Origin of the sequence: Haploplasma modicum ATCC 29102 (assembly GCF_000687835.1) — a bacterium.
Lineage (GTDB): Bacteria > Bacillota_I > Bacilli_A > Acholeplasmatales > Acholeplasmataceae > Haploplasma > Haploplasma modicum.
On record NZ_JHYB01000005.1, the window covers coordinates 23,533 to 39,977 of the forward strand.

A 16,445-nucleotide genomic window follows, 5' to 3' on the forward strand; every position below is an offset into this window, starting at 1 on the left:
AAAACACCACCCATTTTATATTAGTTTTATTATACTATAAACTAGCTAATAAATGAAGAACGCTCTTTTTAAACAAAATGATTATTTCATAAATCATTTTATTTAATTAGTATAGTCATATCATAAAAAAAATAATACTCTACCCTTTAAAAGGATAGAGTATTTTTACTATATTACTTTATTTGGATTTAATAATCCTTTAGGATCTAATGCTTTTTTAATACTTCTCATAATTTCTACTTTTACTTTGTCGGTATGTTTTAAGAAATAGTCTCTCTTAATGTAACCTATTCCGTGTTCAGCTGAAATTAAACCTCCAAGTTCATATACTTTGGTATATAAGTCATCTAAAATATTTTTTCTAACTAAATTCCATTGCTCATCTGTTTTATTTTCTTGTAGAAGGAGTGTATGGATATTCCCATCACCAGCATGTCCAAAATTTAAAATGGTTGTATGATATTTTTTCTCCAACTCTTTAGTATAGGAAATCATTTCTGCAAAATGATGAATTGGAACTACTTCATCAAGCATTTCATATTTTGTAAGACTCATTAAAGCATATAAGATATTATCTCTCAGTTGCCATGCTGTTTTAGCTTGATCCTTATTTAGTAAAATAATTTCTTTGGCATGAACTTTATATTTATTCATTATTTCTTCTAAAATTAAATCAATTGCCTTCTCATCCATCCCATCAAATGTAGATAGTACATATGAATGTCCCATCTGACTTGGAAATTTAGTGTTTAAGTACTTTTCACTATACTCAATTGTTTCTTTATCAAATAATTCTAAAGCAGTTGGAAGATATCCACTATTTAATATTTTAGTAACTGTTAAAGCAGCTTGAGTTGTTTTATCGAAAGCTAAGATTAATGATTTATTATACTTAGGTCTTGGAATTATTCTTAACTTAATTTTAGTAACAATACCAAGAGTTCCTTCTGAACCAATAAATAAATCTTTTAAATCATAACCACTTGCATCTTTAACTGTCAGACCACCAATAACTGTTTTTCTACCATCAGGAAGTACTATTTCAAGTTCTTTAACATAGTTTCTTGTTGTTCCATATTTGATTGCTCGCATGCCTCCTGCATTAGTTGATACATTCCCACCAATACTTGAATCCTTTGAGCCTGGATCTGGTGGATAGAAAAAGTTTGTATCTTCTAAGAGATTTTGAATTGTGCCAAGCTTAACACCCGGCTCTACAGTTATAGTCATCGTGTCTAAATTAACATCTAATATGTTATCCATTAAACTCATATCAATAATAACTACACCATCTAACACATTAAACTGACCACCAACTGCACCTGTACCAGATGCTTGGGGAATAAATTTTATGTTATTATCGTAACAATATTTAACTATTTTACTAATTTCATCAGTGTTTATTGGTAAAAAAACTGCCTTTATATTTGTATTTACATTCATGTAATAACTAAAAGTATATTTTTCTGGAATACTCCCTGATAAAAAAATTCTTGCATTATCTAATATTAAATCTTTCATTTAAAGCCCCCTTTAATTTTAAACAATTATATATAAAAAGTGTTTACATTTCAAAGGAATAGACTTTCAGTGAAAAAAATATCCAAACAGTGATTATAATTCGAAAGTCATGAAAAAAACAGATAGATTTTTTACTTTCTATCTGTTTGAATTTATTAAATATTTATACTTTGATCTCTGAAACTATAAATTCAAATATGTTTATTACCTCTTTAAAGTCTAGTTCAATTTGTAGTCCTACTTTTCCAGCACTAACCATAATTGTTTTAAAATTATTAAATGAACTATCAATAATTGTCTTAAACTGTTTTTTCATTCCAAAGGGACTACATCCACCATGAACATAACCAGTTAAGCCAAGCAGTTCTTTTTGTGGAATTAAATCAATCTTTTTCTCATCTAAGGTTGTAGCAACCTTCTTTAAATCTAGTTCACTTGATACAGGTATTATACAAACGTAATATTGTTTTGATTTTCCCTGTAAAACCAGAGTTTTAAAAACTTGATCTGGATTCTCATTTAAAATACTTGCTATCTTAGTTCCCTTAACAATTTTTGTTTCTGTATAGTCTCTAAGTACATATTTAATGTTTTTAGTATCAAGAATCCTCATTGCATTTGTTTTCATTTGCTCACCTTCTATTGCTATAAAAATTAGAAATTATTTTTTTAAAGTAAGTACTGTAATACTTTCGATATGACTAGTTTGTGGGAACATATCAAGTGGTGTAATTGATTTAATATCATAACTAATACTTAATTCTTTTAAATCATCTGTTAAAGTTCTAGGATCACATGAAACATAAATTATTTTTTTAGGAAGTTTTGTTAATATATATTTTCTCAAATAAAATCCTAAACCAATTCTTGGTGGATCAAAGACCATAATATCAAATTCTTCTTTAATTGCATTATTCATTTTTGTTATATCGCCTTGTTTAGGGATTACATTAGTAATATTATTGATTTTAAGTGATTCTTGCATATCTCTAACTGCATCTTTTATTTCTTCCACAGCAATAACTTTTTTTACGTGTGGTGCGATATGACTTGCGATAGTACCAACCCCACTATATGCATCTAACACAACATCTTCTTTATTAAACTCTGCAAGAGTTACTACTAAATCATATAGCTTAATTGCTTGTTTAGTATTTAGTTGAAAAAATGAAAATGGTGTAACTAAGAAAGTATTATTATTTATTTTCATATTTAAGTATTTGTCTCCAAATAATAAAAACATACTTCCTTTATAAATATCTCTATTATCCTTATAGTCTTTAACATAGTTTTGATAAATGCTATTTATCTTAGGATTTATTTTATTTATGGCTTTTGCTAGTTTATCTAATTTAACATTTTTGTTTGTAATAAACACTAATTGAATTTCACCAATCTCATTTGTTCTAAGTGATAAACTATAAACTAATCCTTTATTAGTTTCAGGATTAATTGCATAAACGTGATGCAAATCCATTTGTTCTAAAACTAATTTTAATGCATTTCCTAAGTTTTCATCCTCGATAATAAAATTGCTGATTGGCATAAACTTATTAGTACCTCTAACATACATCCCTGCTACATTTTTATCATCAATTCTTCTAACCGGTAAATCAGTTTTATTTCTATAGTTAAAAATGTTATCTGATGGAACTGTTTTATTTAATACTGTATTTTTTGTTTCTTTTCTAAGTTTTGTAGATAGTAAAAAATTAATAGTATTTCTCTTATATCTAAGACTTTCGTCATAAGAAATATGCATTAAATTCGTTCCACCACATTTTACATATGTCTCATCTTTTACTTCAATACGATGAATTGACGGAGTTATTACTTCTTTTAAAATACCTTCATAGGAACCTCTTTTATTTAATATTAAATCAGCTTCTACAACCTCATCTAAATAAGCATTATATATGAAGACTGGTTTATCTTCATAATATGCAATTCCTTCACCATCATGGCCTACTCTTTTTATTTCAAATCTCATTTTATCATTTCCTTTTTTAATCATTAATATTATATCACGTAACAAATAATCTATAATGATTAATTATACTTATTTAAAAACATTAAAAAAACCTAACTCTTTAATAGACTTAGATTTTAAAACTTACTCAATAACTATTTTAACAGTATCGCCTTTCGCACTATCTATATTTATATCTCACCAATTATTCCAGAACTAGATAGTTCTATTATTTCATCGATATCGATATTAAATCCGTCAATATGAGAACTAAAATTTTTATTTTTTAAAACTTTACTTTTGAATTTATTTTTTTAAATTCTTTATCTTGCCCTTTTTTTAAAAATAGTTTAAATATAAATACTGGAAGTGGTAGTAAAAATATAATACTTAAAAAAGTATTTATCGCTTTAGATTCATAACTTGTTATTTTAGTTTTAAAAAATGTGCTCTTCTTTTTACTTTCTTATAGATAGTTTATAAGCTTTTCTAGGGCTTATATTTCCTAACTCTAAACTTTCCAAGATTTCAGTATTACTATACGCTTTCTTAATTGATAGTTTGAGTATATTCTTAAAATATCATTTATCAATAATAATATTATGTAAAAATCATAAAAAAACTAGTGCTATTGATATTTTATCTAATAGCCTAGTTTTTATATTATTTATTTAATAATCTAATTACTTCATCAATATCCTTTTTAATTAATTCTAATGATGAAATCCAAAAATCTTTCTTTGTAACATCAATATTCATTGATTTAGCAACATCTTCAACACTTGCCATTGTTGTTAGTTTTAGTAATTTATCATAATTTAAAATAAATGATTCCTTATCTTCTAAATATTTACTATATAAGCCTTTACCAAATAATAATCCAAAAGCATATGGGAAGTTATAGAAATTTAAACCTGCACTATAGTAATGTCCTTTATTTAACCACATATATGGATGTAAGAAGTTACTGTCTAATCCTTTACCATATGCTTCTTTTTGTGCTTCTACCATTAATTTCTTCATTTCTTCTTTACTAATCGGACCATCTGCTAACTTAAAGATACTATCTTCAAAAATAAATCTCGATAAAATATCAATAATTACTTGAGTATCACCTTGAAGTGCAATTTCTAATACTTGAAGTCTTTCCTCATCATTATCAATATTACTTAATAAGTGATTAGTAACAATTGTTTCACAGAAAATTGATGCTGTTTCTGCAAGTGGCATTGGATAACTCCAGTTCAGTGGTGTATTATCACTTATAACTTCACCATGATAACCATGGCCTAACTCATGAGCAAGAGTAGATACATCTGAAAGAGATCCAGTAAAGTTTGATAAAATTCTACTTTGTTTTAATTGGGGTTGATTACTACAAAATGCCCCTCCTCTTTTACCTTTTTTAGGAAATGGATCAATCCAGTTTAAATCGAATGCTTTTTTAGCGTAATTTCCTAATTTTTCACTATAACTATTAAAACTGTTTATTACGATATCTTTTGCTTCATCATATGTATATGTTTTATCTAACTTACCTACTGGTGCAAATAAATCATAAAATGGTAATGCATTATCATGTCCTAAATATTTAGCTTTAGCAATTAAGTATTCTTCAAAGTATGGTCTATAATCCTTCATTGCACTAATCATAGCATCAAGTGTTGCTTTTTCCATGTTTGATCTAATTAATGTTGGCTCATAAACATCTTTATACCCTCTAATATCATTCATGATTACAACTTCTCTTTTAATATTTGAAAGTGCCATTGCTACTACTTCATCAACCTTCTCATAAGCCTTTAATTCGCTATAATAAGCATCTTTTCTAACTTTAGCATTATTGTCATAAGCAAGATTTCTAACCTCTGGTAGTGTGATTGTTTTATCATTATAACTGACATCTAGTTTTGAAGTTAAGAGTGATTGTAACTGGCTCCATGAACTTGATGAGACTTGTTGTAACTTTGCATACATAATTTCTTCTTTTTCAGTTAATAAATATTTAGAGCTTTTTTTGATTTTTTCTAATTGAAATAAATTATTTTTAATTATTTCATTATTAAGATATAAATTTAAATCAATATCTTTTAAAAATCTATTAAATAATACACTTGCTTCAGTAGTTTCATTTAACATTTTTGATAATTTAGCCATATTTACTAATGATTTTTGATTACTTACATCAACTGAATTAGAAAGACTATTAAATGAAAATAAAGTCCTTGTTAATACGGTTAATTCCTCATTTAGTTTAATATATTCTAAAATAACATCTAACCTATCATTTTTTTCAAACATATTTGGTAAATTATTATACTCTTTAATAAGCTTTTCTACCTTTAAAACATCAAGTTCATACTTAGGATCATCAAATCCTTTATATAAGTCATCTAAATTCCAATTCATATAAGTTCCTCTTTTCTAATAATTATTATATATTTTACATCATTTATCTTATATTATCAATTTTTCTTTGGTATAATATTTAAGATTGAAAGGATTTGATGGAATGAAAAAAGAAATATTAATAAAAGTAAAAGACTTTGGCGAAATAAAAGTGGAGTTAGACAGAGAAACTGCACCAATCACATTTGATAATTTTGTTGGCTTAATTGAACGAAACTATTTTGATAATACTGTGTTTCACCGTATCATTAAAGGTTTTATGATTCAAGGTGGAGCTGGAAATGAACAGCTTAATCCTATTAAAGGTGAATTTATGGCAAATGGCGTTAAAAATGACTTAAAACATACAAGAGGTGTTATTTCAATGGCACGTACTATGGTTAAAGATTCAGCAACAAGTCAGTTTTTCATTATGCATGAAGATTCACCACATCTAGATGGACAGTATGCTGCATTTGGAATTGTTATTGAAGGCATTGAAGTAGTAGATAGAATTGCTAATGAAAAAACAAATGCTTACGATGCACCACTTAGTCCTGTTGTAATTGAATCAATTAGCTTTATTTAATTAATAAGTAGTTTATCTACTTATTTTTTTATATAAAAATAGAAAGACCTAAGTCTTTCTATCACTCAATATCTAAGTATTTAGTTTTTTCTTCAGTTACTTTCTTGCAGTCAACTTTCAAAGTACCATCTTTATATGATGCTTTTAGATCTTTCATTGTTACATCACCAACATAGAAACTTCTACTAATTAATCCATAATGTCTTTCTTTTTTAATGAAGTCTTTCTTTTCTTCATCTAAGATTTCTTCTTTAACTGCTTCAACAGTTAAATAATTGTTTTTAATCGATATTTTAATATCTTCTTTTTTATATCCAGGTAAATCAATTAAAAACTCATAACGTCCATCTACTTCTTTGATGTCTGTTTTCATTAAATTGTTATCAGTAGTAATTAAATCATCAAAGAAGTCACTAAAGAAGTTTTTACCTCTTTTACTTACTTCTAACATAATTACACTCCTTTTTGTACCTTTGGTACAATGTAATTATATTCCTATATTTAAATTCTTGCAAGTAAAAAGCATTAAAAAGTCATAGTATCAAGTAAGTCTTTTAATGTGTCAGCTGAATGCTTTAATAACTTATCTTCTTCTTGATCTAGCTTTAAGCTAACAACTCTTTTTACGCCATTTCTATTTAAAATTGCAGGTAATCCTATATATAAATCATTTTCAATATTATAAGCTCCGCCATTATAAACAGAAATTGGAATAATTCTGTTTTCATTGCTTAAGATTGCTTGAGTAATATTAACTAAAGTCATTCCTATTGCGTAGTAGGTTGAGTTTTTACGTTTAATAATTTCATATGCTGCATTTTTTACTCTTAAATAGATATCATTAAATTCACCAAACTCAATTTCAGGAACTGTATCAATTACTTCTTTAAGTGGTTTTACTCCAATATAAGCATTTGACCAACAAACAAATTCAGTATCACCATGTTCACCTAGTATATATGCATGAATGTTTTTAACTGATACGTTAATTTTTTCTGCGATTTCAAATCTAAGTCTTGCTGTATCAAGGGCAGTACCACTACCAATTACCTTGCTACTTGGAAGTCCTGATGCTTTCCAGGCAACATAAGTTAAAATATCAACAGGATTAGAAGCTACTAAAATAATTCCATCAAACCCACTAGTCATAATGTTTGAAACAACAGATTTCATGATTATGGCATTTCTATTTAATAGATCTAATCTAGTTTCACCATCTTTTTGAGCAACACCAGCAGTAATAACAACAATATCAGCATCCTTACAATCATGGTATGAACCTGCATAGATTTTCATTTTTCTAGGTGCATAGCTAAGACCATGATTTAAATCCATCGCTTCACCTTCTGCTTTATCTTTGTTAATATCAATTAACACTAATTCTTCAACGGCTCCTTGATTAACTAAAGAATAAGCATAACTCATTCCTACTAAACCAGTACCGATAATTACTATTTTACTTTTAGACATTTTTTCTCTCCTTTATAATTTTTATAATTAAAAATTATTCATCAAAATTTCCTTTTTCAATACTATCAAATCTCTTACTTATCTTGTCACTTGTTATTTTAATATCTTTTATACTATCCGTCAATCTATTTGAAAGTTTGTCTAGCTCTTCAAATCTATCATAGTATCTAGTAAATTCAGTAGAAAGTAATTTTAGTTCTTTAATTATTTCTGAAGTTTTATTATTTTGTTCAATATTTTTTAAAACTATTAAAATTGTTGAAAGAGTTGAAAGTAAGGTTGTCGGCGAGACTATCCAAACTTTATTACTATTTGCATATTCAATCAATTCATAATGTTTATTTACAATATCTAGAAAAATTGCTTCAGATGGTACAAAGAGCATTGCTTGATCTGAAGTTTCATCTTCAATTATGTATTTACTTTTTATATCTATAATATGTTGTTTAACATTTTTTATAAATTCTTTTCTTGCTTTATCTCTAAGTTCACTTGAAAGTGAACAATCGGTGCTTGCACGGTAGTTTTCTAAAGGAAATTTAGAATCAATACAAATAGAACCAAGTGGCATTGGAGCGTGAAGTATTATATCAACTCTTCTACCATTTGATAATGTTTTTTGTTTTTCAACAAGTTTTGAGTTATCTGGAAAAACAGAATATATTACTTGTTCTAAAACAACCTCACCAAAAGCACCACGACTTGATTTATCTGTTAGTAAATTATTTAGTTGTAAAACTTCACTTGATAATTTTTCAATATATTTATGTTGTTCATCTAACTTAACTAATCTTTCAGTAACACCTATAAATGTTTCATCACTTTTCTTAAAGCTATCACCAAGTTTATTATTTACTCTATTTGTTACATTGTTAAAGTTTTCATCAATTCGCTTAAATAATTCATTTTGTAAAACTACTAGATCAGTTTTATTATCTTTATTTGTATTGTTAGTTATTTGAAGTAAATCAATTTTTAATTTATTATATTCATCCCTTAGTAATAACTCAAAATTAACATCTTTAGTTTTCTTATTATCCTTTTTAAAGATTAAGATAAGAATAACTAATATTAGTAAAACAACTATTCCAATTAATATATAAAGTTCCATAACTATACCTCAACATCACTTAAATAATAAATAGTCTCAACAATTACCTTTTCATCATTTAATATCTCTTCATTAATTTCTACATAAAAATGAATAAAAGTATCCTTAGATAATATTAAGTCATTAACACTTGAGATAAAACCATCATCATTCATCTTTTTAGCATATCCTTTTGACTTATATTCTTGTTTATCATTTACTACTTTATTGTATGCTTCATCAAATGATCTACCTAGTAAATCAGTACAATAATATTTATATCTCGTATTGATGAAGAATAAGAAATTATATAAGCTATCACTTTCAACTTTTTCATATGTTTTATTGATTGCTTCATCAATATATTGTTCGTATAAATCATCATCAATATCTTTAACTTGTCTAAGTCCTATATATTTGTCACGGTAAAACATATCAAAATAATATTCATTAAGTCTATTTGGAGTAGTCCAGTAATTGGCCGTATTTACACTTACAGTTGAGTGTAGATCATGTATGGCATTACCTTTATTAAAGATATAATCAAAAATAGATTCATCTGAGGTTGGAAATCCAGTTGCCTCAATAAAGTTTGGATTATTATTTTCATAATATAATAATGCTGAGTGCCCACCAAAATAATATGAAACAAAATTATGAATTAAAACTTTTTCTGGAAATGGTGAATCTCTTGTTACAAATATGTCACCATTTCTTCCTAATTCATTTTTTTCAAAATCATTAAATACATTTTTTTGATCATTTAATTCTTTCGATGTTTCACGTGGAACTTCTAAATATCTTCGGTAGTAACTCTCCCCACCATTAGTAACATTTATTAGTACTTCACTATTTAGATCAGCTCTTTTTTTAAATTTTTTAATCATGTTATTTACTTTTATGTTTTCATATGTAGTAAAAGAAAAGCTATATATTATTCCAAAAAGTGCAAGTAACAATATTAGTTTAAAGATCTTTTTTGTTGTTTTCATAGTATCACCTTTGTATGTAATTATAACATAAAAAAATATTAACGATTACTTAATTAGTAACCGTTAATATTAATTATTTTACAGGTTTTATTATTATTGCTCGATGTTCGCCTTCACCAACTGAAGTAGTAGTTACGTCTCTCCACTCTGCTAATTTAGCATGAATAATTCTTCTTTCATATGAATTCATTGGATCTAACTTAACTTCAATTTTTGTTTTAGCAACTTCTTTAGCTGTCTTTGTTGCAATAATTTCTAATTGTTTTTTTCTGTTTTCATTGTAGTTTCCAATATCTAGATTTACTACAACAAATTCTTCACTAAACATACTTAAGTAGTTTCTTAATAAGTATTGAATAGCTTTTAGAGTTTTACCATCTCTTCCAATTAATAATGCATTTTCATCACTCTTAATTGTATAATATATTTCCATACCTTCATTTTTTGAACGCATTTCCATTTTAGCTTCAATATCTAAACCTGAAAAGATTCTTTCTAAATATTCTTTTCCTTCTAAACCTAAATTTAAATTTAAACTTGCTAGGTAAGTAGCTGAACTACCAATTCCTAAAATACCTTTTTTTTCTTTTATTACTTCAAAAGTAATTTTTTCCAATGGAACACGTAATATTTGTACAGCTTTCTTTTGAGCTTCATTTAAATTTTTCGCTTCAATTTCTACTTTTTTAAGCATTACTTGTCACCTTTCTTACTTACTTTTGCATCAATTATTTGACGTGATGCTCCATACAATTTTTCTTCTTGTAATTTTTTATATTTATTTTCATTTATTCTCTTATTAATTAAAGTTTGTAAAATTGAATACACGTTACCAATAATCCAGTAATATGATAAAGCAAGTCCTGGTGTTACATAAGCTGTCATAATCATCATGAAAATCATAAAGAAACTTACCATTTTCATTGTTTGTTCTGTTTGTTGACCTTGTGGGTTTGGTTTACCTTGCGTATTTTTTGCATAACTTGGTTTCACTTGTGAAATCTTTTGTAATGCAAACATTGTAATACCTACAAGTGCTGTAAAGATTATTTTAGCAACAGTTCCGCCAGATGCAAGATCTGTACCTAAGAATTTTGTGTTATGAACACTTGTATAGAATTGACCACCTGGAATTGTAATTCTTTTTACAACTTCAAACATTGCAAAGAAGATTGGCATTTGTAAAAATGGTAATAAACAACCAAACATATTAATATTATGTTTTTTGTATAGTTGCATCATTTCCATTTGCATCTTTTGTTGACTCTCAGGATCTTTTCTTGCTGCATATTTCTTTTGTAGTCGATCAATTTCTGGTTGTGCAACACTCATTTTCATTGACATATCGTTCGTTTTTGCATAAATTGGCCATGCAAGTGTACGAACAATAATTGTTGTAAATAAAATTGCGACTGCAAATGAGTTAAAGAAAATCTTTCCTAATAATGACATTACAAACGCAATTGGTGTTTGTAAGAAAATCCAGTTCCAAAATGATGATGTCTTAACACTTATTGGTGTTGCTGTTGCTTGTAATCTAATTTGGAAATCAAATTCATTACCTGCTTCATCATTTGCTTTTAAATCAAATGTTTTATGATTGATATATTTTTTATTTTCAATTAATTCATCTCCAACAGGAAAACCTGTAAAAGTTAAATTATCTGTATCAATTAAATCAACACTTGTTCCATTTATAACATTAAAATCAATGTTTTTTCCTTCAAATAAGTAACTATTTGTTAAAATTATTCCATTTGCCTTAACTTTTCCTTTATCATCAAATTTTAAGTAATCAATATATTTAGTAGTTTTATCATGATTACCTTTTTCAATTTGTGTAATTGTAAAATCTTTATTATATGAAATAGTTTCTTTTTTTACTTTATAATCATATTTAATAGTATATGTATAATTTTTTGCAACTGCATCAGCTACAGACTTACCATTTGCTACTAATTCATCTTTAGTATACGCTGTATCATCACCGTTAAGTAGATATGTAATACCATCTGCTTCAGATAAAGTAATTTTATCTAATCCACCAGTTGCAAGTAATTTATAAAAACTTAATGACTCTAATTTTTTAGATTCATCAATTTCATCAACTAGTAAATTATTGACATCTAAATCATAAAAGGGAAAAATTGGTGATGTGTCTGCTTTCTTACATGAAGTAAGCATTAGTGTTGTTGCTAGTAACACCACTAGTAATAAAATCTTATTAATTTTTTTCATTAATCAGTCTCCATTATCTTTAGTTTTAATAATAATTCAATTATTAAACTTTCTATTTCCTGGTAACTCAAAATATTGGCATTAGGTCTAATAACAATAACAAAATCATTATCTACTTTTATAGATCCTTGATTTAGTCTTATTATAGATCTGATTTGTCGTTTAATTTTATTTCGTTCGACTGCATTACCATATTTTTTACCTATTGACATTGCAAATCTAAAATTAACATTTAAATTACTTTTTTTTAGAAAAATCATAAAATATTTATTGTAACTTTTTAATTTACTTTTAAAAAGTTGATCGATTTCGCTTTTTTTCTTTATAATATATTCTTTTTTCATTTTATTATTCTAAAAAAAAGATTACTTAAATAAAATAATTGGCATAATCATTTTAATCAAGTAATCCAAGTGTTTTAAAATGTAATTTTTTAAACTGCTAATTTTTTACGTCCCTTTTTACGACGGTTAGCGATGATGCGGCGTCCACCAACTGTTGACATTCTAACTCTAAATCCGTGAGTTTTGCTACGTTTACGATTATTTGGTTGATATGTTCTTTTCATTATGAAACCACCTTTCTTTTGCGAAATCATGCATTTTTTATTATATCGTTATTATTACTTTTTGTCAACCTATATTTATTACTTTTAATAAAAAAAATTATCCACATTATTATAAAAATATAAAATGTTGATAAAATGTTTATTTTGTTTTTAACATTGTGGATAACTTATCAACAAAAAATATCTATTGTGGGTTTGTGGGAAACTTAATAAAAGCCTTTATAAGGCAATCGGAATCATACTTTAACCACATTTAATTAACAATTATAAATATCAACTATAAAGTTATCCACATTTTTTGTTGATAAGATTTTATTAATATTTGTTTTATCTATGATATCATAATTGTAGAATTTCAAGGGGTGTGTATTAAATGAATAAATATGATGAATTATGGCAAAAAATATTAACTGAATTAGAAAATACCTTAGAAGAAGAGACTTATCAGGATACTTTTGAGCCTTTAACAAAAACTCATAAATATTTAAATGGAAATATTTTTATAATTGTTGCTAACGATTTTATTAAAAATAGAATAAATCAATTTTATTTGTTAAAAATTAATGAATTAGCTGAATATTTTTATGGTGAAAAGATTAGATTTAAGTTTGTTACTGAAAAAGAACTTTTACCAGAAGATACTCTTACAACTCCAGATCGTAATATTGAACAAAAATATCGCATTGGTAATTTAAATGCTACATATTCATTTGATAGTTTTGTTGTTGGTAAGAGTAATAATTTCCCTTTCAGAATGGCAATGAAAGTTGCTGATCAACCAGGGTTTGTAGCTAACCCTTTATATATTTTTGGGGATGTTGGACTAGGTAAAACTCACTTAATGCAAGCAATCGGTAACTATATATTAGATACTAATGTGGAATCGAGAGTTTTATATGTAAAAGCAGACACTTTTATTGAAGATTATTCAACTCACGTTAGACAAGATAAAATGCAGGATTTTTATAATAAATATCATGATTTAGATGTCTTATTAGTCGATGATATTCAAATATTAGCTGGGGCTCAAAAATCTCAAATGGAGTTTTTTAAATTATTTGATCTTTTATATCATCAAAATAAACAAATTGTTATAACTAGTGATAAACCTGCTAGTGAACTAAAAGATATTATGAGCCGACTTACTTCAAGATTTCAAGTTGGATTATCAGTTGATATCCAAGTTCCTGATCAAGAACTAAGAATTGCTATCTTAAAACGTAAATTATTGGCTGAAACTTCAGAATTTCATGAAATTAATACTGATGTCTTAGAATTTATAGCTCAGTCCTTTGTAACTAATATTAGAGAATTAGAAGGAGCTTTAAAAAGAGTATTATTTTATTCATTATCTTATAATTCAGAATTAAATTTAGAAATTGCTAAAGAAGCTTTAATTCCTTTACTAAAAACAAAGAAAACAAGTGATTCATTAAACGAAAATAACTATGATAAAGTTCAAAGTATAGTTAGTGACTTATATGGGATATCAGTTGATGAATTAATTGGAAAAAGTAGAAAGAATAAGTTTGTTGTGCCAAGACATATTGCTATGTATATTATTAAAGATAGATATAATATTCCTTATGCAACAATTGGTGGACTATTTGGTGGCAGAGATCATTCAACAGTCTTAACAGCTTGTGAAAAAATTGAAAATGAATTAAAAATTGACAACAGTTTAAAGGTTGCAATTCAAACAATTAATAAAAAGTTAAACACAAACTAATGTTGGTTAAATGTTTAACAAATGTTGATAAATATGGTATAATAACTATGTAATAAAGCCATTGTTGTTAGTTATCCACATACTAACACTGACTAATAGTAGTAATAATATTAAAAAATAATAAATAAAAGGGGTAAAAAAATGATATTTTCAATCGATAGAGAAACATTATTAGAAAATTTAATTATTATGCAAAAAGCATTACCAAACAAAACTTCATTACCTATTTTAACTAATATTAAATTCGATGTAAAAGAAGATCATATTATTCTTACATCTAATAATACTGATATTGCTATTCAAGTATTAATAGAAGAGGAAAACTTGAAAGTTAAGAAAAGTGGAGTTGTTGTAGTTCCAGGTAAATACTTAATTGATATTGTAAGAAAAGTTAATTCAAAACATATTGAGTTTACTTTAATTGAAGATAGAATAATTGTTATTAAAGCAGATAGATCTGAATTTAAATTAAGACTTATGGATTACCGTGAATATCCAGAAGTAGATTTTTTAACCAATGTAACTGAACCTTTAACAATTGATGTTGAATTATTAAAATCAATTATTAGAGAAACAAGTTATGCTGCTTCTACTAATGAAAAAAGACCAATCTTAACCGGTGTTAACTTTAAATTCAATAATAATGAATTACATGTAGTAGCAACAAACAGTTATAGATTAAGTCAAAAAATCTTAAAAATAAGATCAAACATTGATAATTTTGATATTGTTATTCCAAGTAAGAGTTTAGATGAATTAAGTAAAATCTTAGATACAAGTTTACTAGATGTTCAAATATATGTAAGTATTAATAAAATCTTATTTAAAATTGGTAATGTATTATTCCAAAGTAGTTTACTTGAAGGAACATACCCAAACACATCAAGAATTATCCCAACAGACTTTGCTGTTGTAATACCTTTTAATAAAGATGAATTACTTCAAACTGTTGAACGTGTTTCATTATTATCACCAAAAGATAAGGAAACAAATTATAATATTATTAAATTTAAATTAAATAATGATCATACAGTTGAAATTACATCAAACAACCAAGAAATTGGTGATGCAAATGAAGTTATTTTACCAAGTGGTGATATAAAAGGAAGTATTATTAATATTGCCTTTAGCTCAAGACATTTAATTGAAGCACTAAAAACATTTAATGCTGTAGATGTTAATATGAATTTTGCTGGAGAAATTAAACCTTTTGTAGTTAATACAAATGAAGATCCAACTCTACTTCACTTAATATTACCAGTTAGAATTGACTAATGTCTAATGTTTCAAGACATCTTAAAACAGTTTTTAAACATAGAAGAGAAGTTAGAAAAGCTTGTTTTAAAATGGGGTTATACTATCAAGGATTAACTCATGATTTAAGTAAATTCAGTATTAAAGAATTAAAAGTAGGATTTAAATATTCAAATGGTAAACAAAGCCCAATTGAAAATGAGAAACAAGAACTTGGTTATTCTTATGCTTGGCAACACCATCAAAATAAAAATCCTCATCACTGGGAATATTGGATTGATTATAAAACAGTAAGTCCATATGAGAGTATTGCATATGGTGTTAAAATTCCTTTTAAATATGTTTTAGAAATGGTCGCAGATTTTATAGGTGCAGGAAAAACATATAATAAAAAAACATGGAATAAAAAAATGCCGCTTGAATATTATCTAAAAACATATCCAAGAAGGATATATCATAAAGATACAGATAAATTACTTAGATACTTATTTACTCTTATTGCACGTGATTCTGTATCATATACAGATAGTTTAAAAGAAATCAGAAAAAATAAGAAAAAACTAAAAAAATTATATGAAAATTCAAGCAATTTTAATATTTAAATATTAATTAATAATTTAAAGAAATCATTTGATTT

16 protein-coding genes are annotated in these 16,445 nt (G+C 26.2%); 4 read left to right on the forward strand and 12 right to left on the reverse strand.

All coding sequences use genetic code 11. The features are described from left to right. Positions 1-168: 168 nt before the first annotated feature. The 4 genes from T352_RS06545 to T352_RS0104575 form a co-directional block, all read right to left on the reverse strand. Positions 169-1,521: an FAD-binding oxidoreductase gene (locus T352_RS06545; protein WP_035345370.1), complete on the reverse strand. Its 1,353-nt coding sequence runs from the start codon at positions 1,519-1,521 to the stop codon at positions 169-171. Positions 1,522-1,684: 163 nt separating this feature from the next. Then, complete coding sequence (gene ybaK / locus T352_RS0104565) at positions 1,685-2,149, reverse strand: Cys-tRNA(Pro) deacylase (protein WP_035345373.1); 465 nt, start codon at positions 2,147-2,149, stop codon at positions 1,685-1,687. Positions 2,150-2,182: 33 nt separating this feature from the next. Next, positions 2,183-3,511 (reverse strand): 23S rRNA (uracil(1939)-C(5))-methyltransferase RlmD, encoded by a 1,329-nt coding sequence (gene rlmD / locus T352_RS0104570; protein ID WP_162151203.1) that lies wholly within the window; start codon positions 3,509-3,511, stop codon positions 2,183-2,185. Positions 3,512-4,153: 642 nt separating this feature from the next. Next, positions 4,154-5,899 carry a M3 family oligoendopeptidase gene (locus T352_RS0104575; RefSeq protein WP_026391947.1) on the reverse strand — a complete coding sequence of 582 codons (1,746 nt, stop codon included), beginning with the start codon at positions 5,897-5,899 and terminating at the stop codon, positions 4,154-4,156. Between the two features lie 103 nt (positions 5,900-6,002). Here T352_RS0104575 and T352_RS0104580 point away from each other — a divergent pair, with 103 nt between their 5' ends. Beyond that, on the forward strand, positions 6,003-6,467 hold the full coding sequence (locus T352_RS0104580; RefSeq protein WP_026391948.1) for a peptidylprolyl isomerase: 465 nt from the start codon (positions 6,003-6,005) through the stop codon (positions 6,465-6,467). 61 nt (positions 6,468-6,528) lie between these two features. Here T352_RS0104580 and T352_RS0104585 read toward each other — a convergent pair whose 3' ends face one another. The 8 genes from T352_RS0104585 to rpmH form a co-directional block, all read right to left on the reverse strand. Then, a complete protein-coding gene (locus T352_RS0104585) occupies positions 6,529-6,918 on the reverse strand; it encodes an Hsp20/alpha crystallin family protein (RefSeq protein ID WP_162151204.1) in 390 nt (129 codons plus the stop codon). A 74-nt stretch (positions 6,919-6,992) separates the two neighbouring features. After that, entirely contained in the window at positions 6,993-7,937 is a 945-nt protein-coding gene (locus tag T352_RS0104590; protein ID WP_026391950.1) for an L-lactate dehydrogenase, read from the reverse strand. Between the two features lie 34 nt (positions 7,938-7,971). Further along, positions 7,972-9,048 carry a DNA recombination protein RmuC gene (locus T352_RS06550; RefSeq protein ID WP_035345375.1) on the reverse strand — a complete coding sequence of 359 codons (1,077 nt, stop codon included), beginning with the start codon at positions 9,046-9,048 and terminating at the stop codon, positions 7,972-7,974. A gap of 2 nt (positions 9,049-9,050) precedes the next feature. Then, entirely contained in the window at positions 9,051-10,019 is a 969-nt protein-coding gene (locus tag T352_RS0104600; RefSeq protein ID WP_026391951.1) for a hypothetical protein, read from the reverse strand. Positions 10,020-10,092: 73 nt separating this feature from the next. Then, entirely contained in the window at positions 10,093-10,713 is a 621-nt protein-coding gene (jag, locus tag T352_RS06555) for an RNA-binding cell elongation regulator Jag/EloR (protein WP_051615835.1), read from the reverse strand. After that, entirely contained in the window at positions 10,713-12,257 is a 1,545-nt protein-coding gene (locus T352_RS06935; protein WP_051615836.1) for a YidC/Oxa1 family membrane protein insertase, read from the reverse strand. Before T352_RS06935 ends, jag begins: the two co-directional genes overlap by 1 nt. Further along, positions 12,257-12,601 (reverse strand): ribonuclease P protein component, encoded by a 345-nt coding sequence (rnpA, locus tag T352_RS0104615; RefSeq protein WP_026391952.1) that lies wholly within the window; start codon positions 12,599-12,601, stop codon positions 12,257-12,259. Before rnpA ends, T352_RS06935 begins: the two co-directional genes overlap by 1 nt. 89 nt (positions 12,602-12,690) lie before the next feature. Next, complete coding sequence (gene rpmH, locus T352_RS0104620; protein ID WP_026391953.1) at positions 12,691-12,825, reverse strand: 50S ribosomal protein L34; 135 nt, start codon at positions 12,823-12,825, stop codon at positions 12,691-12,693. Positions 12,826-13,198: 373 nt separating this feature from the next. Between rpmH and dnaA the strand changes: the two genes are divergently transcribed. The 3 genes from dnaA to T352_RS06565 all read left to right on the forward strand — a co-directional run bounded on the left by dnaA (position 13,199) and on the right by T352_RS06565 (position 16,410). Continuing rightward, entirely contained in the window at positions 13,199-14,554 is a 1,356-nt protein-coding gene (gene dnaA, locus T352_RS0104625) for a chromosomal replication initiator protein DnaA (RefSeq protein WP_026391954.1), read from the forward strand. Positions 14,555-14,695: 141 nt separating this feature from the next. Next, complete coding sequence (dnaN, locus tag T352_RS0104630) at positions 14,696-15,829, forward strand: DNA polymerase III subunit beta (protein WP_026391955.1); 1,134 nt, start codon at positions 14,696-14,698, stop codon at positions 15,827-15,829. Further along, positions 15,829-16,410, forward strand: a complete 582-nt coding sequence (locus T352_RS06565) for a DUF5662 family protein (RefSeq protein WP_035345377.1) — start codon at positions 15,829-15,831, stop codon at positions 16,408-16,410. Before dnaN ends, T352_RS06565 begins: the two co-directional genes overlap by 1 nt. Positions 16,411-16,445 lie beyond the last annotated feature (35 nt).

Coding starts and splice junctions, on each gene's coding strand:
- T352_RS06545 (WP_035345370.1), bottom strand. CDS start 1,521: ATGAAAGATTTAATATTAGATAATGCAAGAATTTTTTTATCAGGGAGT.
- ybaK (WP_035345373.1), bottom strand. CDS start 2,149: ATGAAAACAAATGCAATGAGGATTCTTGATACTAAAAACATTAAATAT.
- rlmD (WP_162151203.1), bottom strand. CDS start 3,511: ATGAGATTTGAAATAAAAAGAGTAGGCCATGATGGTGAAGGAATTGCA.
- T352_RS0104575 (WP_026391947.1), bottom strand. CDS start 5,899: ATGAATTGGAATTTAGATGACTTATATAAAGGATTTGATGATCCTAAG.
- T352_RS0104580 (WP_026391948.1), top strand. CDS start 6,003: ATGAAAAAAGAAATATTAATAAAAGTAAAAGACTTTGGCGAAATAAAA.
- T352_RS0104585 (WP_162151204.1), bottom strand. CDS start 6,918: ATGTTAGAAGTAAGTAAAAGAGGTAAAAACTTCTTTAGTGACTTCTTT.
- T352_RS0104590 (WP_026391950.1), bottom strand. CDS start 7,937: ATGTCTAAAAGTAAAATAGTAATTATCGGTACTGGTTTAGTAGGAATG.
- T352_RS06550 (WP_035345375.1), bottom strand. CDS start 9,048: ATGGAACTTTATATATTAATTGGAATAGTTGTTTTACTAATATTAGTT.
- T352_RS0104600 (WP_026391951.1), bottom strand. CDS start 10,019: ATGAAAACAACAAAAAAGATCTTTAAACTAATATTGTTACTTGCACTT.
- jag (WP_051615835.1), bottom strand. CDS start 10,713: ATGCTTAAAAAAGTAGAAATTGAAGCGAAAAATTTAAATGAAGCTCAA.
- T352_RS06935 (WP_051615836.1), bottom strand. CDS start 12,257: ATGAAAAAAATTAATAAGATTTTATTACTAGTGGTGTTACTAGCAACA.
- rnpA (WP_026391952.1), bottom strand. CDS start 12,601: ATGAAAAAAGAATATATTATAAAGAAAAAAAGCGAAATCGATCAACTT.
- rpmH (WP_026391953.1), bottom strand. CDS start 12,825: ATGAAAAGAACATATCAACCAAATAATCGTAAACGTAGCAAAACTCAC.
- dnaA (WP_026391954.1), top strand. CDS start 13,199: ATGAATAAATATGATGAATTATGGCAAAAAATATTAACTGAATTAGAA.
- dnaN (WP_026391955.1), top strand. CDS start 14,696: ATGATATTTTCAATCGATAGAGAAACATTATTAGAAAATTTAATTATT.
- T352_RS06565 (WP_035345377.1), top strand. CDS start 15,829: ATGTCTAATGTTTCAAGACATCTTAAAACAGTTTTTAAACATAGAAGA.